Annotated in this window: 18 protein-coding genes; 1 reads left to right on the top strand and 17 read right to left on the bottom strand. The window is 37.5% G+C overall.

Annotated elements, in window-relative coordinates; all coding sequences use genetic code 11:
- Positions 1-13: 13 nt before the first annotated feature.
- The 15 genes from EUI_RS0100510 to EUI_RS0100580 form a co-directional block, all read right to left on the bottom strand.
- Positions 14-1,414 carry an MFS transporter gene (locus tag EUI_RS0100510; protein ID WP_010015336.1) on the bottom strand — a complete coding sequence of 467 codons (1,401 nt, stop codon included), beginning with the start codon at positions 1,412-1,414 and terminating at the stop codon, positions 14-16.
- Complete coding sequence (locus EUI_RS0100515) at positions 1,402-2,592, bottom strand: bifunctional folylpolyglutamate synthase/dihydrofolate synthase (protein ID WP_010015337.1); 1,191 nt, start codon at positions 2,590-2,592, stop codon at positions 1,402-1,404. Before EUI_RS0100515 ends, EUI_RS0100510 begins: the two co-directional genes overlap by 13 nt.
- A 146-nt stretch (positions 2,593-2,738) precedes the next feature.
- Entirely contained in the window at positions 2,739-4,367 is a 1,629-nt protein-coding gene (locus EUI_RS0100520; protein WP_010015338.1) for a DEAD/DEAH box helicase, read from the bottom strand.
- 42 nt (positions 4,368-4,409) lie between these two features.
- A complete protein-coding gene (locus EUI_RS0100525; protein WP_010015339.1) occupies positions 4,410-5,579 on the bottom strand; it encodes a serine hydrolase domain-containing protein in 1,170 nt (389 codons plus the stop codon).
- 27 nt (positions 5,580-5,606) lie between these two features.
- Positions 5,607-6,932 (bottom strand): UDP-N-acetylmuramoyl-tripeptide--D-alanyl-D-alanine ligase, encoded by a 1,326-nt coding sequence (locus EUI_RS0100530; protein ID WP_010015340.1) that lies wholly within the window; start codon positions 6,930-6,932, stop codon positions 5,607-5,609.
- Between the two features lie 112 nt (positions 6,933-7,044).
- Positions 7,045-8,421 (bottom strand): 23S rRNA (uracil(1939)-C(5))-methyltransferase RlmD, encoded by a 1,377-nt coding sequence (gene rlmD, locus EUI_RS0100535; RefSeq protein WP_010015342.1) that lies wholly within the window; start codon positions 8,419-8,421, stop codon positions 7,045-7,047.
- Positions 8,422-8,577: 156 nt separating this feature from the next.
- On the bottom strand, positions 8,578-8,844 hold the full coding sequence (locus EUI_RS0100540; protein WP_010015344.1) for a type B 50S ribosomal protein L31: 267 nt from the start codon (positions 8,842-8,844) through the stop codon (positions 8,578-8,580).
- Positions 8,845-8,971: 127 nt separating this feature from the next.
- Complete coding sequence (locus tag EUI_RS0100545; protein ID WP_010015345.1) at positions 8,972-10,258, bottom strand: UDP-N-acetylglucosamine 1-carboxyvinyltransferase; 1,287 nt, start codon at positions 10,256-10,258, stop codon at positions 8,972-8,974.
- 81 nt (positions 10,259-10,339) lie between these two features.
- Entirely contained in the window at positions 10,340-12,799 is a 2,460-nt protein-coding gene (gene pheT, locus EUI_RS0100550) for a phenylalanine--tRNA ligase subunit beta (RefSeq protein WP_010015346.1), read from the bottom strand.
- A gap of 2 nt (positions 12,800-12,801) precedes the next feature.
- Positions 12,802-13,851, bottom strand: a complete 1,050-nt coding sequence (gene pheS / locus EUI_RS0100555) for a phenylalanine--tRNA ligase subunit alpha (protein ID WP_010015347.1) — start codon at positions 13,849-13,851, stop codon at positions 12,802-12,804.
- 388 nt (positions 13,852-14,239) lie between these two features.
- Complete coding sequence (locus EUI_RS0100560; protein ID WP_010015348.1) at positions 14,240-14,608, bottom strand: winged helix-turn-helix transcriptional regulator; 369 nt, start codon at positions 14,606-14,608, stop codon at positions 14,240-14,242.
- Positions 14,609-14,677: 69 nt separating this feature from the next.
- Complete coding sequence (locus tag EUI_RS0100565; protein WP_010015349.1) at positions 14,678-15,544, bottom strand: ROK family protein; 867 nt, start codon at positions 15,542-15,544, stop codon at positions 14,678-14,680.
- Between the two features lie 370 nt (positions 15,545-15,914).
- Positions 15,915-16,298, bottom strand: a complete 384-nt coding sequence (locus EUI_RS0100570) for a VOC family protein (RefSeq protein WP_010015351.1) — start codon at positions 16,296-16,298, stop codon at positions 15,915-15,917.
- A 62-nt stretch (positions 16,299-16,360) separates the two neighbouring features.
- Positions 16,361-17,095: a hypothetical protein gene (locus tag EUI_RS0100575; protein ID WP_010015353.1), complete on the bottom strand. Its 735-nt coding sequence runs from the start codon at positions 17,093-17,095 to the stop codon at positions 16,361-16,363.
- 4 nt (positions 17,096-17,099) lie between these two features.
- Positions 17,100-18,116, bottom strand: a complete 1,017-nt coding sequence (locus tag EUI_RS0100580; protein ID WP_010015354.1) for a zinc-dependent alcohol dehydrogenase family protein — start codon at positions 18,114-18,116, stop codon at positions 17,100-17,102.
- A gap of 193 nt (positions 18,117-18,309) precedes the next feature.
- On the opposite strand from EUI_RS0100580, the gene EUI_RS0100585 reads away from it, so the two are divergent.
- Positions 18,310-19,278 (top strand): LacI family DNA-binding transcriptional regulator, encoded by a 969-nt coding sequence (locus tag EUI_RS0100585; protein WP_010015355.1) that lies wholly within the window; start codon positions 18,310-18,312, stop codon positions 19,276-19,278.
- A 56-nt stretch (positions 19,279-19,334) separates the two neighbouring features.
- On the opposite strand, the gene EUI_RS0100590 is transcribed toward EUI_RS0100585, so the two are convergent.
- Positions 19,335-20,252, bottom strand: a complete 918-nt coding sequence (locus EUI_RS0100590; protein WP_010015356.1) for an NAD(P)-dependent oxidoreductase — start codon at positions 20,250-20,252, stop codon at positions 19,335-19,337.
- Between the two features lie 44 nt (positions 20,253-20,296).
- A complete protein-coding gene (locus EUI_RS0100595) occupies positions 20,297-20,692 on the bottom strand; it encodes a cytidine deaminase (RefSeq protein ID WP_029508482.1) in 396 nt (131 codons plus the stop codon).
- Positions 20,693-20,803: the final 111 nt, after the last annotated feature.

A 20,803-nucleotide genomic window follows, 5' to 3' on the forward strand; every position in this document is an offset into this window, starting at 1 on the left:
AGATGATACGTAATTAACCTTTTTTGTTCACAATTGTCAAAACACGAACAGAAAAAATTGCTGCTAACACAATTAAAAAAACATCTATTCTAAATAACCAAGTCGCCCCTAAGTGAGTGGCTGTAATTAGTTGGTCGGCTGAATTCGCATGCTTTTGGAAAATTGAAATGATACCTGCAGCTAAAGCAATACCAACTGCTGCTGAATAATTATTTGTGGCTGTAAAAATCGAATTGCCTGCACTTTGATAATCAGTTGGTACATGACTGATTGCATAGGTCATATTATTACCAAACCAGAATCCAGCGCCGAGTTGAATAACCAAAAAACTAAATAGCATGCCATATAAACTAATTGGCAACACTGCCATCATCATTGTACCAATAAGAATCAGGACTAATCCGATCATTATTGGTAATCTTGCACCATAGCGGTCATAAAGTCGGCCTGATATAATCGCCATTAAAGCATAACCTAATGCTCCAGGTAACAGGGTCAGACCTGCAACTTGTGAATTTTGAAATAATACCATTTGTATTGTCATTGGTAATGCATAATTAAATGTTAAATTAACAATTTGCGTTATAAATGAAGCAGTGATACTTAACGAAAATATTTTGAATTTGAAAATATTTGGATTCAACAACGGATTAACAACATGTGGTGCATAAAGCAGATAACCGCCAATGCCACCAAACATCATCAAAAGTAAAGCCACACTCGTCATATTTGTCACACCGTGCGAACTAATACGTTCAATAACAAAAATGCCAGCAACAAAGAATGTACTGAGCAATAGCCAACCAACCAAATCTAATTTTTCTTTTGTTAAACGAGACACTTGCTTAATAGTAAACCAACCAATAATCAGCGACCCTATTTGAACGGGTAAAACAACCCAAAAGACGGTACGCCAACCAAAATTCTGCGTTAAATAACCACCAAAAGCTGGCCCAATTGCTGGTGCAAACGAAATAATTAGCGATCCTATGCCAACCATTGTACCGCGTTTGTTTTCGGGTACTTGTTCAAAAATCACATTATACATAAGGGGCATGCCCACGCCACCGCCGATACCTTGCAATAATCTACCAAACAATGTCAATCCAAAATTACTACTCACAGCATCAATTAGCACGCCAACAATCGAAATCACTGTTGCCACCATAAATTGGCTTCTATTTGTAAAACGCTGTTTTAACCATGGCGATAAAATAACTACCATACTCGTCAGTAAAATAACGCCAGATGTCAGCCATTGTACTGTGCTGGATGTCACCTCAAATTCTGTCATTAACAGTGGAAAGCTGACATTCAACGCTGTTTCCAGCATGATATCAGAAAATCCCAATAAACCTATCGCCACGACACTAAGTATTAACCGTGTTGATAATTTCCCCTCTAATTTTGGCATATCTCTCCTCGTACCTCACTAACAAAATATAAAGAACCAGTAAAAATGATCATATCTGTATGATGCTGATGATATGCTTCATGCCAATTATCAGCTACTTCAACGCCATACTTTTGTGCCACAGTTTCGATATCTAAACTGTGGCGGCCATTTGGGCCAGCAAAAGGTACCAAAACAATCTGGAAACGCTTGTTTTTTAAAATATCATCAAAAGCCGATACGACGTTTTTATCGATTAAGCTACCAATAATTAACGTCATAGTCATTGTTTGATATAAAGGCGTATTGAGTGCTTGATAAAGTTCTTTTAAACCTTGAGCATTGTGAGCACCATCAATCATCACGTCCGGCTTAATTAATTCAAAACGTGCAGCAAAATGACTTTCTCTTAATCCCTGTTGAATATCACTGATTTTAATATTTCTATCAAAAGCCTCGACAGCTGCCACCGCAGTCGCAGTATTTTGAATTTGATATTTACCCGGCAACCCTTGATCGAAGACGTTAAGTGATCCTTGAATCAAAGATACTTTTGCGCGATCAGCAATCACTCGACATGCATTTTCAGGTAAATTACCAATGACAACCGACATATTATTATGAATAATACCGGCTTTTTGCCATGCAATTTCTTCAATTGTCTTACCCAATAATGCTTGATGATCTAAGCCAATACTTGTAATTACAGCTACTCTTGCATTTGGCATGACATTAGTTGAGTCTAATTGCCCACCAATACCGACCTCAATAACTAATGCGTCTAATTTTTGCTGTGCAAAATAAGTAAACATCACTGCTGTCAATACTTCAAACTCTGTCGGTATATCAGGTGCCAATTGCGTATCTACTTTTTTTAAAATTTCAGCGATTTGTTTTGTGATAGATACTAAATGTGCTTCAGAAATTAATTCATTATTAATTTGAATACGTTCACGAAAATCAATAATATAAGGAGAAACAAACAAACCGGTTTTGTACCCAGCCACACGTAAAATATTACTTGTCATAGTAGCTACAGAACCTTTACCATTTGTTCCCGTCACATGTATTGCAGGTGGCAGCTTATCTTGTGGATTTCCTAATGATTTAAGTAACGCATACATGCGGTCCATGGATTCTTTCCGACCACCTTTTGGCCGACTATGTATAAAGTTAATGGCCTCTGCAATTGTTTTCATTTTTAGTCTCCATGTTTAAACAATGAAAAACCATCCAAATGTTGTTTGGACGGTTTCATCGTGTGTATTTAAACTATCATAATTTGTTAACAAATTATCACTATCGCATTTTTCTAATAAGCACCAGAATATACGTTTTTTACTGATTAATCTTTTTCGCGTACTGTAAATTCACGACGTTGACGCGGTGCCCCACCGCCATTATTTCGACGTTCTGTTGAGCGGCCATCACGACGCTTGTAATCGCCGAAACGACGTTCACCGTTTGATCCTGAACCACCGTCACGTGATGATTCACGTCGTTGTCCTGCACCATTACTAGAACGTGAATCGCCATTACCACTTCTGTTATCGCGGTTACCACGATAACCACCACCACCGTTGTTACCACGTCGACGATCACCACCACGGCTGCCACCACTATTACGTGAACCGCCACCATTACCGCGACGTCTTGGTAGTGGTCGTTCACGAGTAATTTCAACTGGCGTATTTTGCTTTTCTAGATCAGCAACTGATGATAACAATGCAGCAGCCAATTGTTCAGATGAATACTGTGCTGTTAACTTATCAACTTCTGATTGAATCTCTTTGGCATTAGCTGCATCAACAATTTTACTAACTTCACCAGCTGCATTTTTAATTTTCCCAACACGTGCGTCTTGTAATGAAGCAGGTTCCAAGGCTGTCATACGTTTCTTTGTTAGATCTTCAACAGCACGCAAGTAGTCCATTTCGTTGGGTGAAACGAATGTTACAGATACACCTTCAGCACCGGCACGACCAGTACGACCAATACGGTGTACATAAGATTCTGGATCTTGTGGAATATCAAAATTATAAACGTGAGACACATCTTTAACATCCAAACCACGAGCAGCAACATCTGTCGCAACTAAGATATTAATTTCATGTGACTTAAATTGTGCCAAAACACGCGAACGCATTTGTTGTGTCAAATCACCGTGCAAACCAGAAGCATGGTAACCACGTGCTTCTAGGCCACGTGCTAATTCTTCAACGCGACGCTTTGTGCGACCAAAGACAATCGCCAACTTTGGTGCTTGCACATCAAAGATACGCGTCATTGTGTCAAACTTTTCATTTTCACGCATGCGAACAAAATACTGGTCAACCAAGTCTGTTGTTAATTCCTTGGCCTCAATTTGAATATGTTCTGGATTCGTCATAAACTTGACACCAATACGCTTAATTGCTGGTGGCATTGTTGCTGAGAACAATAATGTCTGACGTTCAGCAGGTGTGTTTTTAATGATTGATTCAATATCTTCTAAGAATCCCATGTTCAACATTTCGTCAGCTTCATCCAAAACTAATGTTTTAACATGTTCAATCTTAACAGTCTTGCGGTTGATATGATCAAGCAAACGACCGGGTGTGCCAACTAAAATTTGTGGGTGTGACTTTAAATTTTGAATTTGACGGCGAATATCTGCACCACCAAAAACGACTTGAACGTCGACATGCTTATCATGGCCTAATTTTTTTAATTCTTCAGCTGTTTGAATAGCCAATTCACGTGTTGGTGATACAATCAATGCTTGAATGTTTTTATTATCTAAATCAATATGTTCCAATATTGGCAAACCAAAAGCAGCTGTTTTACCAGTTCCTGTTTGTGCTTGCCCGATAACATCTTTACCGGCAAGTGTTAACGGAATTGTCTTTTCTTGTATTGGTGTTGCTTCCACGTAACCATGCGTTGTAATCGCATCTAAAATATCTTGTGATAAACCTAATTCACTAAACTTCAAAATTTTTCTCCTCTGCGCTCTTTGGCGCGTAAGCGGTCAAAACTATTTTATAATTTTGATTGCTGTCATTTGTGCAAACAATTGCTTAGCTAACGGTTGCCAGCTTTTCCCTATTGCATTTTCGTTACTCATCAAGATCACAGCATCTTGACCATTTTTTGTCAGTATGATTGTTGGCTCAAACCCTACTTTAAAACCATGTCCAGTATTGTACTCATCATAATGATACATGCCAGCTGCATAGCGACTAGTTATGGGATGCTGCCACATCATGTTCAATGAATTTTCATTTAGCATCACATGATCAGTTAACAAACGATAAAAAGTATACAAATTCCCAGCAGACATAGCCATATTTCCAGTACCAGTTTCAAAAGCGTAAGATAATGGATTTTCTGGTGCTAATTGGCTATAATCGGCATTTTTATAACCAATTGTACGATGTTGATTTGTCATAAAATCTTTATAATCTGACACTTCCAAATGATACTTTTTGTTGAAAGTTTCATTGAACAAATCCGAATAACTTTTATGTGTAATTTGCATCAGAATACCAGACAATAAGCGATAATTAATTGCTTGATATGACCACTTGGGCGAACTTAAAACTGTTGTATGTTCAGCATCAAAAGCAACATTTTCAGCCTCCGTAGTAAATACCTTAGCATCCATTTTTTCTGTTAGCCCGCTGGTCATTGTAAGCATTTCTTTGATTGTCACTTTATTAGCATCAGGTATGTTTGGATAATATTGACTCAATAACGTATTAAGGTGCAATTTTCCTGCATGAATCTGTTGCATAATTAAGGTCGCAGTAAAGCCTTTTTGAATTGACGCAATTTGGTACAGCGATTGTGCATCATTCAATCGATTTTTCTTTTTATCAGCATAGCCAAAACCTTGTTGTAAAATTACATGATTATGCTGAACCACCAAAGCCGTACCAATAAAACCTGAATCCCTTAATTGTGTATTAAAACTAACCGCCAAATTGTTGTTTTTCAAAAGAACATTTTGGTTTAAGTTTTTGATGACACTCTCAGATGCTGCTTTATCTGTGTGTCTCACTGCTTTTGGCTCGGGTTTCAAATTCGCTGGCTTATGTTGTACCAAATATAAGCTGCAGATACACAAAATAATGACAATTAATATGACTACAAAAACACGTCTCCATAGTTGATTTTTCATGCGATAATGCTGTGTACGTTTCATTATTGCATCCCCAATCCAATAAAAAACTTATTTCATTAATGCGTTAACAACGATTTCAAGATGTATGCCATGACTTGCCTTTAACAAAATCACATCCCCTTTTTCGCCTAGATCTTGTAAATCTAAACATAATCGGTCTAGTTGATCTGTTTCATATTGATGAAAATCTACTGAATCAATATGTGCTTGTATAATTGGCGCCATATTTTTATTCAATAATGGACCAACTAAATAAATACCGTCAACACCTGAATCCAATACCTTTTGTCCTAAATTAGCATGCAATTTATTTGCTTGATCACCTAATTCTAACATATCACCCAGCACCACATATTTGTGTGGTGCTGGTATTGCTTTCAATGTCGCCAAAACTGCTGCCACTGCCGTTGGATTTGAATTGTACACATCACTAATCAAAACGACACCACGAGCTGTAACGAGCCTTTCTGTGCGATTTTTAGTCAAATCAAATGTTTGTAGCGCTTTTGCGACTTTTTTTAAGTCAATATGTAATAAGATACCCGCTGAAATTGCTGCGAGCGCATTCATAATATTATACCCACCAATTAAAGGAATTGCAAACTGAGTATTTTGATAAACAAACATTGTGTGATCTGAAAACGCTTTTATGTTGTTTACGCCTTGTCCAAACAGAATGACTTTTTGTTGCACTATTGCCTCTGTCAGTAACGGCTCGTCAAATGGAATGAATAATACCCCATCACTTTTCAAGCCACTAACAATTTCTAACTTTGCACGTGCAATATTAGCACGTGTTTTAAAAAATTCAATATGTGCTTCACCAATCATAGTAATCACAGCGACATCTGGTTTGACTAAACGAGACAAAATGGCTAACTGTCCTGGACGATCCATCCCTAACTCAACCACTAAAACTTCCGTGTCTTCTGACATCATGAGTAGTGTCATTGGTACGCCTATTTCATTATTGAAGTTTTCTGGTGTCTTAAATGTTCGGTATGTTGTCGCCATAATTGAAAACAGCATATCTTTTGTTGTGGTTTTACCATTAGAACCAGTGATGGCAATGACTGTCGGGTTAATTTGGTTGCGCTGATGTTCTCCCAACTGTTGTAATGCGATTAGTGTGTCATCGACTATAATTGCCGGTATTTCCGTATTTATGACATGTTTATTGTCAACTAATACTGCGACAGCGCCATTGTCTAGTGCATTTTGAATATAGTTGTGTCCATCATTATCCATAACCAATGCGACAAATAAGTCACCTGTCGTTACCTGTTGAGAGTTAAACGCTACACCGGTTATTAGCCCAGTTCCCTGTGTTGGCGCTTTTAATATGTTGCCAACTTCTGTAATTTCATAGTTCATTTGTTCTCCAAAATAAAAGTATCTTGTGGATCTAGTTAACAATAAATTATTCATTGATCGTTAGTAGTCGTGTATCTGCTAACAAATAATTTTTTTCTTTATAGTCATTACCTCAAGAATTTTTCTTGAATATTGTAATGCTCTCAATATGAGATGTTTGCGGAAATTGATCAACTGGGACAATAGGACCATCAATATGGTACCCATTTTGAATAATCTCAGTCGCATCACGCACTAACGTTACCGAATTACAACTAATATAGACAAATTTATCCGGTCCCATTTTGGTTGTTGCTTGAATTAATTCACGAGTTAATCCTCGCCGTGGTGGATCGACAAACACAACGTTTGGTTGCAAACGTTCCGACTGCCATTTTGCAAACTGTTTTGGTGCATCAGCAAGGATATAGTCAGCATTATTGATATTATTTGCACGCATATTAATTTGCGCATCTGCTACTGCACCAGGGATTACTTCAACGCCAATAACCTGACGAACTCGATTAGCAATTGTTATGCCAATCGTACCAATTCCTGAATAGGCATCAATGACAAGGTCTGTTGGTTTGAGAGCAGCTTTTTTTGCAGCCAAATCATACAACACTTCCGTTGTCTGTGGGTTCACTTGATAAAACGAATTCGGTCCAATAATAAAATCATAACCCAGTAAGGTGTCATGAATAGCGTCCTCTCCCCAAAGTGTTCTATTGTTTGGGCTCAATAGAACAAAATCTTTCTTTGGACTAAAATTAAATAACAAACTTTTAATTTCAGGTAACTGTGCCACAATATCCTTAACAATTTCTTTTTCGAAATTAAGAGCACTCTCGTTTGATACGAGCACGACCATTAATTCATGCGAATAATAGCCACGCCTAATCATAATATACCTGATAGTTCCTTTTTCAAAATCGGGATCAAAGGCAGTAATTTTATAATTTTCCAACACCTGACGCACTTTAATAATGGCTTGGTCAATGGCTTGATCATTCACAAAATAATCTGTCATAGGTACTAATTCGTGGCTTCCACGACGATAAAATCCACTCGTCAAATGGCCTCCCTGCCACTTAACTGGCACAATTGTCTTATTACGATAATAGGTTGGGTTGTGCATGCCAATCGTGGGTTCAACTGTCACTGTTATGTTTTTATCTTGGAACAGTTTTTTAATTTGAGCTTGTTTTAACTCAAGTTGTGCATCATATTTCAAATTCACAAGTGGTGCAGTACCAGCTGCAATTAAATATTGGCGATGACTGTTTTGACGTTTATTTGATGCCTCAATAATTTCAATAACCTTAGCATAACCAGAAAATTTATCTACTTGGATCACTTCTAAAAATACTTTTTCACCTGGAATTGCATCAGCAATATATAGCGGATATGTCGGTGTTACATAGACAATTCCCATACCATCAATACGTATATCATCAATTATTACTGTTATTTTTTCATGCAACTTCACCGGGAGAATTGTTCGAGCCATAATATCAATATATCGTGATTAATTTTTTTGCGACAACACGATGCAATTTCGCATAGTCGCTAACTTAATTGTCACCAGATATTTTCCCTTCTTAGAATTATAATTTAAAAAATAAAAGCGTTCACTAAAGTGAACGCTTTTATTAAGAACAATGACTTACTTGTCTTCGTTGTTCTTGAAGCCAAATCCAGCAAACTTCTTGTTGAACTTGTCGACTGCACCATCCGCTTGTGTAAACTTTTGCTTACCTGTGTAAAATGGATGTGAATCTGATGTGATATCCATACGGATAACTGGGTATTCTGTACCTTCAAAATCGGTTGTATCATTTGATGTCACAGTAGAAGCTGATAAAAACTTCTTACCTGTTGTTGCATCAAGAAAAACAACTGGTTGGTACTTGGGATGGATTTCTGCTTGCATGGTAATTTCTCCTTAGCGCCCTGATACTTCTGTACCAGAGTCAGTCTATAACTAGTATATTCTAGCATGTTAATAATCAAATTGCAACAATCTACTGTACTGATAATTAATGTTAATTATCTTTACACTAAGGCATAAGATTAATTAAATCAATGCCTTCAATTGAAACTTCAGCACCTAAGTGCGTCAGTTTATCTTGAATACGATCATAACCACGTAAAATATGGTCTGCATCGTTAATAACTGTTTCACCCTCAGCCATAATAGCTGCAATGATCAACGCAGCACCTGCTCGAATCTCAGCTGCTTGAACATCTGTACCTACAAGACGAGGCGAGTAATTAATTCTAATTTGACCTGGTTTTTCAGAATCAATGTCTCCACCCATCCGTCGTAGCTCAGCAATATGCTTGACGCGCTTTGGGTAAATTGTATCCTGAATTGTACTTTCACCACTCGCCATCAATAATAGTGGTGTTATTGGTTGTTGTAAATCTGTTGCAAAACCTGGATAAGGCATTGTTTTAATAGCTACTGGTTTCAAATCATCTGATTTATAAACGTGGATCATATCTTCGCCAATATCCAGGTTAACACCCATTTCTATTAACTTTGACGTATATGATTCCAAATGTTCTGGAATCACATTTTTAATTGTTACGCCATCACCAAAAGCCGCAGCCATGCTCATGTATGTACCTGCCTCGATTCGATCTGGAATAACTGTATGTGTGTTCTTTGCCTTTAAACTAGGAACACCTGCAATACGAATTGTATCTGTTCCAGCACCACGAACGTTAGCACCCATATTATTTAAAAAAGTTGCAATATCAATAATTTCCGGTTCGCGTGCTGCATTTTCAATCACAGTTTGGCCTTTAGCCCGTACTGCAGCTAAAATAATATTAATTGTGGCCCCAACTGATACTGTATCTAAAGCAATTCGAGCGCCAATCAATCCATGAGCAGTCGCATCAATATGAATAATATCATTACTTTCAGTAACAGTTGCCCCAAGTGCTTCAAAGCCTTTGATATGTTGATCTATTGGCCGTCTACCTAAATTATCACCACCAGGAAATGTGACTGTCGCACGATTAAAACGTCCAAGCAAAGCACCCATAAAGTAATATGATGCGCGAAGAGACTTAATCGCACCACTTGGTAGCTCACTTTCTCGAATTTGCGTTGGATCAATATCCAAATTACCATTTGCAAAAACTGAATGAACATTCATCGCATTCAAAATCAATTGTAAATTTTTGACATCGAGAATTTGCGGTACCGTATCAAATTTGACAGGTGTGTCAGCCAAAATAGCAGCTGGAATGAGTGCAACTGTTGAATTTTTTGCGCCACCGATTGTGACCTCACCATGGAGGCGTTTGCCACCGTGTACAATTATTTTAGCCATGAATTTTCCTTGTAAAAGTTATAGTCCAAATTCAATTATACCGTGAAATTAGACTAAACTCAAATTAAATTAGAAAATAACTCAACGCACTTCCACATTAAGTTGCTTTACTAAGGCATCTGTTACGCGCTCAAAGTCTGAGTTAACCTCTGCTTCAACTAATGTCTCATCATTATCTTGATAAGTTAAACTATATGCCAATGATCGTTTACCATGCGGTAAATTTTCGCCTGTATAAACATCAAACAACGTGACATCAACTAGTTTACTACCCGCAGCACTACGAATAACTGTCTCAATCACTGCATGTTGAACTGATTCGTCCACCAACAAAGCTGCGTCACGACTCATTTGTGGAAAGCGTGAAATTTTATTGTATTGCACGTCACTTTTAGCCGCAGCCATCACGGCAAATAAATTCAACTCAAATCCGAAGACTGACGCCATTTTTTGTGATTTAGTGAGTAGTGGATGAATTTGACCAACAAATCCAAGATACACATCTGCCGTATAAATATCCGCTGTTTGACCAGGATGCATATTGCTATGTCGATCCGTTGCAATATATCGTACATTTTCAACGCCAATTTGGTCCAAATAAGCTGCCACAATGCCTTTAATGTCATAGAAATCAACAGCACGTGCCTTTTTTAAATGTTGCCAAGATGACGTTTCATAATTACCAGTTAAAACACCAGCAACATGTTCAATTTCGATCGGTAATTCATCATTATTATCCTTAGCAATAAATACACGACCTTGCTCATAAAGTGCAATATCATGGACAGAATGATTGACATTATAAACCACATCTTCTAGCAAACCTGCTAATAAATTTTGGCGTGCAGTCGTTCGATCAGAACTCATTGGATAATCTAAAGCCACAACTTTTGCTGTACGATCTTCAGCAAATTGTTGTGATTTCAAAGGCGTTGTCAAGGCATAAGAGATAGCTTGATTTAAGCCTAAACTTTCCATAATCCGACGACTTGCTCTTATTTGTCGTTGTTGCAATGTCAGTTTGCCAGGTGTTGTAAGGCCATAAGGCAGTGTCACCGGCAAATTATCATAGCCATACAATCGTGCAATTTCTTCGATTAAATCTGCTTCTATACTCATATCTGCTCGTCGTGCTGGTAGTGTTACATGAAGACTAATGCCATCATTTGTATACTCAAATGCTAATTGTTTGAAAAATAGCGCAATGTTTTCTAACGTTAACTGAGTGCCTAATATTTGATTCACACGTTCAGCGGTTAATGATAGCACAATATTATCACGCTTAGTATCGGTAGCAGTCACACGTCCACGAGCAACTTGCCCATCAGCAATATCATCCGCTAAACTGGCAGCATGGTCTAACGCAGTAAATGTAGCATCCCAATTCACGCCACGTTCAAAGCGTGCCGATGCTTCCGAATGTAAATTATGTCTGCGTGCTGTGGCACGTACCAAACTCGGATTAAAAATAGCACCCTCTAACACAATATTTTTCGTATTTTCGTCAACTTCCGAATTTAATCCGCCCATAACACCAGCCAACATCAAAACCTCTTCATCCGTTGCAATGATAATGTCTTCACCAAAACGCAAATCACGTTTTTGACCATCTAACGTCACTAACTCTTCATTTTTTTCAGCACGACGAACATGCAATTTTTGGCCGTTTAGTTTGTCTAAATCAAATGCGTGTAGCGGTTGCCCATACATCAGCATCATATAATTAGTAATATCAACTACATTATTGATTGGGCGCATGCCAGCATTCCACAATCTTTTTTGCAGCCAAAGTGGCGAATCACCAATCTTGACGTGATTAACAACACGCACGGCATATTTAGACGCCAAGTTATCATCGTGAATCATGACAGATATTTGATCACTTGCAGGTGTTTCATATTCTACTAAATCAAAATCCGGTATTGTCACTGACTGTTTAAGCATGGCTCCAAACTCATAAGCTGTCCCAATCATTGACAACATATCGGCACGATTTGGCGTTAAATCAGTGTCCAAAACAGGCTCTGTCATGCCCAAAACGCTCATCGCATCATCACCAGGATTAACATGTTCACTATTATTAAATACATATATGCCCGTTTCAAAATCTTTTGGTGCAATTTTACTGTCAAATCCTATTTCCTGCAAAGCCACCAACATGCCATTAGAATCTTCACCGCGAAGTTTGACAGGTTTTAACACGTTTAATTCACCTGTTTCACGATTAATAATGTGTGCCCCAACTTTTGCTAACACCACTAGTTGCCCTTCAGCAACATTTGGCGCCCCGGTAACTACTTTAGTTAACGTCGATTCTCCAATATCTACTTGTGTTATGACCATATGATCTGAATCTGGATGTGGTATAACTGATACAACTCTTGCAACAACCAGTCCGTCTTGTTGTCTAGCTAAAGTCGTTACCTCAGAAATTTCGACACTTGTTCGTTCGACATGTTCTGCTAAATCTGCAACAGCATCAGCATTCAAATCAATGCTGTTATTTAAATATTCATTTAACCATTTCAAACTCGTTTTCATACTTAATTACCCTTTCGATTGAATTGTGACAAAAAGCGGACATCATTTAAGTAGAATTGGCGAATATCATCAACACCATATTTCAACATGGCAAAGCGATCTGGTCCTAAACCAAAAGCAAACGCTGAGTATTTTTCTGGATCAATGCCGTCCATTCGTAACACATTCGGATGCGTCATGCCAGCTCCTAGTACTTCAATCCATTCAATATCTTCTGGTTTCGTATCTGGTGTGACTTCATTCCATGACACATCTACTTCAACAGAAGGCTCTGTAAACGGAAAATAAGAAGGCCGCATACGAATTTGGTGTTTTTCGCCAAACAATTCCTGCATGATAGATAATAAAGTGCCCTTTAGATCAGCCATCGTAATATTTTCGCCAACAACCATACCTTCAACCTGATGAAATTGATGTGAATGTGTCGCGTCATCTGTGTCTCGGCGATAGACTTTTCCTGGTGCAATCATTTTTAAAGGTCCTTTTGAAAAATCATGTTTTTCTAGAGAACGTGACTGCACAGGCGACGTTTGTGTTCGAAGCAATATTCCAGGTGTAATATAAAATGTGTCTTGCATATCACGCGCTGGATGATCTTTTGGCAAGTTTTCTCGTTCAAAATTATACTCATCTGTTTCAACTTCGGGTGAATCAACCGTATCGTCAATGATTTCAAAGCCAAGTCCTAAAAAATGTTGCTCAATTTCATCAATAATTTGTTGTAAAACATGCGGTTGACCAACTTTATGGACACTGCCAGGCAAGGTGACATCTACCGTCTCTGAAGTTAATTGCGCATTTAATTTAGCAGCTTCCTCGGTTGCTTTTTTTTGAGCCAACATAGCCGTAATTGTTTGACGAACATCATTACCAATTTCACCAACTGTTTTACGCTCTGCCGGCAACACGTCTTTCATGCCTTTTAATAAAGCAGTTAGTTGACCTTTTTTACCTAACAAGCTCACTCGCAATGATTCAATATCTGCTCCTGTGGCATTAATACGTTCAACCGCTTCTGTTTTTAGTGTTGTTAGATCTTCAATTAAGCTCATAAATATATCCTTTCAATTCTGAATATAAGTTTATTTGCTTTTGAGCAAATAAACATTACCATCCCGCTAATAAAAACGTCCCATGCTGTCTAAAAGACAACATGGGACGTTAACTACCGTGGTACCACCCAAATTCCTGATTTGCACCAGCTTTAATGACTGTAACATGGCCAAACGTTGACGATTAAGTCAAACACTCCTGACTGAAATTCGTTATATTCTCCACTATGATACTTTCACCGAAAATATATCACTCGCTTTTGTTAAGAATACAACTACTAGGTCATTCACCGTGCATTTAATTAAAAAAATAATCATTTCTATTTATAATTAATTATCATTGCGTTACGTCCAATTACAACATAACAAACCGCATACTATTAGTATATCACGCAATACTATCCGTGTCGTTATTTTTTGTTTGCGTCACATTATTATATTTATCAGACCATTCGTGTACAGCCGCCATCATTGGTCTCATTGCTTCACCAGCTGGTGTTAGCTTGTACTCAATTAAACTAGAATCTTCATAAGTCACCCGGTTTATCAAGTGTTCCGCTTCTAATTCTTTTAAGCGCTCAACTAATACGCGATCAGAACAAACTGGAATAGCGCGTGAAATCTCTAAAAAACGTTTGGGACCGCTAATTAACAATGTTTCAATGATTAAACCATTCCACTTACGCCCAAGAATTTGAAAAGTACTAGTAAAATTCTGACAGAGTAAATCTTCTGTATGTTCTGCTAATTTTGTCATTTTTTATCCTCGAAATTATTATGTGTTAATAATAACATAGAATACCGTCATTAACAAAAAGTAAGCAAATTAAAGTAATGTTTTAGCGAGATAGAAGCAACCTAAAATACCAGCGTTGTCCCCATTTGCTACTGGGACAATATAATCATCTAAATCAGGCACTTCAAGATAGTCACTCATCTGTTCAGAGAAGCTTTCACGAATCAATGGGAACAAAATGTCTCGATGTGGGACACCCCCACCCAAAATAATTTTTTCAGGGCGTAAAATCATCGTATAGTCCAATGCTGCCTGTGCAATATAGTAAGCTTCAATTTTCCAAGCAATATCATCGTCAGGAATTTCTTTAGCACTGATTCCCCAACGTTCTTCAATTGCTGGTCCAGCAGCCAATCCTTCCAAACAGTTATCACCATGGAATGGGCAATGCCCTGCATACTTATCTTCTGGATGTTTTTGTAAGAAAATATGTCCAGCTTCTGGATGCCCATAGCCACTTAGAAGATGCCCATTTGAAACAATACCAGCACCAATGCCTGTACCAACAGTCAAATAAACCATATTTTGGACATCTTTTGCTGCACCTGTTTCAAATTCAGCCCAACCAGCACCATTAACATCAGTCGTCCAAAAGAAGGGAATATCACGCCATGCTTTCATACGACCAAGAAAATCATAACCTGACCAGCCACGCTTTGGTGTGTCTAACACATAACCATATGTTTGTGATCCTTTAACAATATCAATAGGTCCAAATGCTGCAATCCCAATTGCATCGATATTCTCAAATTTATCAAAAAATGCAATCACTTGATCTAATGTTTTCTCACCATCTAGTGTTGGAAACGCAGTGCGTTCAACAACGTTATAATTCTCATCAGCAACAGCAACAACAAACTTTGTGCCACCTGCTTCAATTGCTCCTAATAATCCCATGATTTTTCTCTTTTCCTCTGCACTTTTCCAAATTCACATGGCATTTAACTATCGTCGCCACTTATTCGACTAAAGTTAAAACACCGCTAACTAAATGACGATGTGAACTTATATCGCTTTATTTTGAATTAACATGTAAATTTTACTTTTAAAACATATATAAAGCGCTTACATATCTAGTTTAATCGATTTGAACACTGTATGTCAAGCGCTCAACAGCATTTTTTATGAACTTTATGCTAACCCTTTAATTTACAGTTGACCATTTTTTCTATAAGCTGCTAAAACAAAATCACAGCAAGTAAAAAACCTCTTTAGACAACACACCAAAACGCAATGTGTTATCTAAAGAGGTTCATTTCACAATCTATTACTTAACAATCTCACAAAATTCAACAATAACAGCATCTGGGCCTTCTATGTTAAAGAATTTAATACCTTTTTCCCAAAAAGCTAAGTGTTGTACTTCAGTATCAATCAACTTAAAACCTTCTGCTTTTGCTGCAACAAATGCTTTATCAGCGTTTGTTGTATCCATAGAAATATGATTAATGGCGCCTGGCTTGCCAGCAACTTCATCTTGTTGCCATGTTTCAATCACTAGATTGTCACGTTGCATAAAGATAACATTACCTACTGGAAAATCACCAGCCTTTTTAAAACCTAATTTTGTCCAAAAGCTCTCAGCAATTTCTAAGTTTTTTGTTGGGATACCAATATGTTGTACACCTGAATAATAATCTGAAAATGACATGTGACACTCCTCCTATAATTTACGTTCATAGAGGCTGAATATTGTTAGTCTCCACTCTTTAATCAAATACCTTGATGCTTTAGCCTAGGAAATACAAATCTGTCTCCCAAACCCGTTATACCACCCTGAAATAGGAAAGCAAATATTGTTCCTAACCCATAATTTGAAAAGTCAGGTAGCATAAAGATAGCAATAATACCAATGATTGTGGGCGGAATATAAGATGCCCACATAGCTTTTGCTGCAGAGCCCTTAAAATATTTAAATCGTAGAATCTGCATCAAATCGTCTGCTGGATGCAATATCAAATTAACACGTTGATAAATTGATATTGCCAATGCAATCATAATGACACCAATAAAATTCAAAGCAGTATAACCTATCGTCATAGCAACACTATGTGCATCTGGTAGTACTCTTGAAAACATATCAGCAAAAAAACTAATTAATAGTGAGAAAGGCACCATGAAAGCAACATTCCCAACAAATTTGCGCCAATTAAAGTGGCCTTGCAAAAAAACATTTAAAATAGCTGTCAATACACCTACAACAAAGAATATCCAACCTAAACTGGCACTATTCCCACCAAAAGCTGCTTTATTGAATCCTGCCTGTGCAGCAGTCCAATACGCTGACCCTAAAAAAGTTGGATGAATTTTTTGACTGGTAACAACTGTTAGAACATTACCAGCCGCGTTGATTATCAAAGAAAAGATAAAATATGATAAGGAAGCGCCAATCGTAAGCGTACGACCTGAATTACTGGTCGCTTTAATTGTTACGTTTTTAGCGGTCATATTTTTATGCCTCTTCTCCGCCAACCTTCACAACAGCTTTTGAAACAACGCCAAGCTTACCGTTCACGAAGTCATCAACAGTCTTGTAATCTAATTCATGAGACATAAGAGATTCTACATCCAATTTTCCAGATGATAACAAAGCTAATGAATCTTCAAACGCATTTGGATTGATAAATGATCCTTGAATTGTCAATTGCTTTTGGAAAATTTCATAAGTATTCATTTCAAATTTAGCATCAGGTCCACCAACACCAAACATCAAAACTTGTCCACCACGCGCGGCTGCTTCAATAGCGGCTTCTTGTGTTTGTGGCATACCAACAGCTTCAATGACAACATCATATTCTGCGTCAGGAATCTTGTCACCCTTCATTGTGTTATATATGTTTTTAGCACCGAACTTTTCTTTGTTCATCGCAAGTTTTTCATCAACAATACCAGCCAAGTCAACTTGGTGAATACCATATGCTTGCAAAAGTTGAACAAATAATTCACCCATGAAGCCATCACCAATAACCAAAGCTTTTTGGTAAGGCGTTACTTTGAGCAATTGAATACCATGAACAGCACATGAGATAGGTTCAACAACTGCTGCTGACTTCAATGACACATTATCAGGAATTGGATAAACGACTGAGGCTGGTGCTGTGAAATATTCTTCAAAGCCACCATCACGTGTGACACCAACAGCTGATAAGTTTTCGCATAATTCTGGACGTCCTGTACGGCAGAATTTGCATTGTCCACAATAAATGTTAGGGTCTACTGTGACGCGGTCACCAACTTTAACATTTGTAACTGCTGATCCAATTTCAGCAACAACACCTGAATTTTCGTGTCCCAAAACAATAGGCGGTACAGCAGGTGCTGAACCAGGCAAACCAGCATACAAAGCATGATCTGTGCCACAGATACCTGCAAATGCTGTATGGATTTTAACCTCGTTTGGTTTTACTTCTGGTTGTTGAAGATCTTGTAACTCTAATGATTTGATGCCTGTTAGTACCAATGCTTCCATGATAATTCTCCTTTTTCCATTTGTGATTACTGTAACTTACATGGACAATAATAAACCTTACATTTTTATTTGTCAAGCGTTAACCGATTTAAAATATACTAAAAAATACGTTGAAAAACAGTGTATAATAGGCTGTATAAACACAAAAATGAAAATGAAGAGAATATTCTCTTTGCCCTTGGAGGCCTATAAAATGGTTGCAAAATTAAATGACGTCGCTGAACTAGCTGGCGTTTCTGTTACAACAGTATCCCGTGTTATTAACAATTATGGTTCTCTTAGCAAAAAAACAATTGATAAAGTTCATGCTGCAATGCGTGAATTACGCTATCAACCGAATGCGATGGCACGTTCACTTCAAGGCAAATCATCACAATTTATCGGACTAATTTTTCCAAATATTCAAAACCCCTTTTTTACAGCCTTAACGAATGAGATCGAGCAACTTTTGTTTGAAAAGGGCTACAAAGTTATTATTGCTACAAGTGCTAATAACATTGAAAAAGAGCAACAATATCTCCAAATGTTAGCCGCAAACCAAGTTGAAGGCATTATCACATCCTCACATAATCTTGACATTGCAACCTATAAAGATACTTTCTTACCAATCGTGTCATATGATCGTTATTTGTCAGACAATATTCCAATCGTATCTGAAGACAATTACCGTGGTGGCTATCTACTCGGTGAGTATCTTGTATCAAAGGGTGCTAAAAAATTACTCATGTTGTCTGATGACGATCACTCTAATTCACCAACCACCAAACGCTATCAAGGCTTTGCAGATGCTGTGAGTGAACATAGTCATTTAGCAACTCAAAATCGTAATTCCACCACTATTTCAACAAAAGATGATATTAAAATGATTGTCAATTATGTGATTGCCGAAAGTATTGATGGTATATTTGCCTATAATGATATTATGGCTATTCAATTGCAAAATGCTCTGAGAGATGCAAAGATTCGTGTCCCAGAAGATGTTATTGTCGTTGGTTATGATGGTTCGCCAATTGTGCAATTACTTCACCCAGACTTACCTACAATTATTCAACCAATCCGACAAGCAGCCCAACGTCTAATTGATACCTTATTTCATGAAATTGATAACCAAGTATCTACCGAATTTAGTATGTTACCTGTGACATTATATGTACCAAAATAAAAGCATAAAGCGGCAGACAGAGATTATAATAATCTCTGTCTGCCGCTTTATGCTTTTTAATTCACTTGATAACGTGGTGCTTGACCATTTAGTACACGGACAACTTCTTCTGCCGCAGTTAATCCAACTGTATCAAAAGCTTCACGTGATTTTGCTGCAACATGTGGTGTAACAAAAACATTAGGCAAAGACAGTAGTTCATTATCTTCACTAATTGGTTCAACAGCTACGACATCTAAACCAGCACCAGCAATTTCTCCAGACTTCAGCGCATTAATCAGCGCTTGTTCATCAATGACTGTCCCTCGACCAATGTTGACTAATACCGCATTTGATTTCATTTTCTTAAAAACGGCCATATCAATCATATTGTTGGTTTCAGATGTTGCGGGTAGTGCCAGTACCACAAAATCCGATTGCGTATAAATCTCTTCAAGGGAAGCCATACGGCCATTTTTAACCACTTTATTATGCCGAGCGTATGCCAATACTTTAACATTAAAACCTGTTAACAATTGATCAATTTTTTGACCTATTGCACCAAATCCGATTATCCCAATAGTTTTATTCGTAACTTCCTGACCTATTTGTATGTTGTTAACATCTTCAGTAATACTCAGACGTTGTTGATAAAATGAACGTCCAGCCATTAGCATATGCATAACAGCAGTTTCAGCTACAGCCGTTGCGTTTGCTCCCGGTGTATTTGTCACAATAATACCATGTGCATCGGCATCATCTAAATTCACATTATCATAGCCAACACCATAACGCGCAATTACCTTCAGCTTTGGCATTTGAGACAATATTTTTTCTGACACAGGATGCATCATTAAGATCATGCCATCAGCATCTGAGTGTGCAATCAAGTCATTATCATCATTTTGTTTATTTGAAATAACTTCAAGATCATTTGCTTTTAAGTAAGTAATAGCCGTCTCTGCAATTTCATCAAATACTAATACTTTTTTCATACTATCTCCCTTAATATTCTAAATAATTTCTCACATGTTGCCAACTATTTTAAAGCATTGAAAGATCCCGGCATTAATGCCGCAATAGTAGTCTGAATTTCTTTACCTGTATCATTAATTAACCAAATTGGCATATCGGGTTCAAAAAATTCTACCATTACTTGCCGACAAGCACCACAAGGCGCAATTGGTTCATCAGTACGCCCAGCAATAACCAGTCCTTTAAATTGTTTGTACCCTGCAGCAATTGCACTAAAAATAGCCGTCCTTTCTGCACAATTTGTTAAGCCAAACGATACATTTTCAATATTAACACCTTTAAATATTGTATCATCGTCCGTTAATAACGCTGCTCCCACCGGAAAATGTGAATAAGGTGTATACGTTTGATTAAGCGCCCCAAGTGCCACTTCAACTAATTGTTGTGGCGCCGTTGCCATTTTTATTTCTATTTGCTCATTATTCATGATCACGCATCCTATCCATCACATCTTTTGATTCAGTAATATATACTATTTATTATGTATTGTAAAACAATAATAGCCTTATTA

Origin of the sequence: Leuconostoc gelidum subsp. gelidum KCTC 3527 (assembly GCF_000166715.1) — a bacterium.
Taxonomy (GTDB): Bacteria; Bacillota; Bacilli; order Lactobacillales; family Lactobacillaceae; genus Leuconostoc; species Leuconostoc gelidum.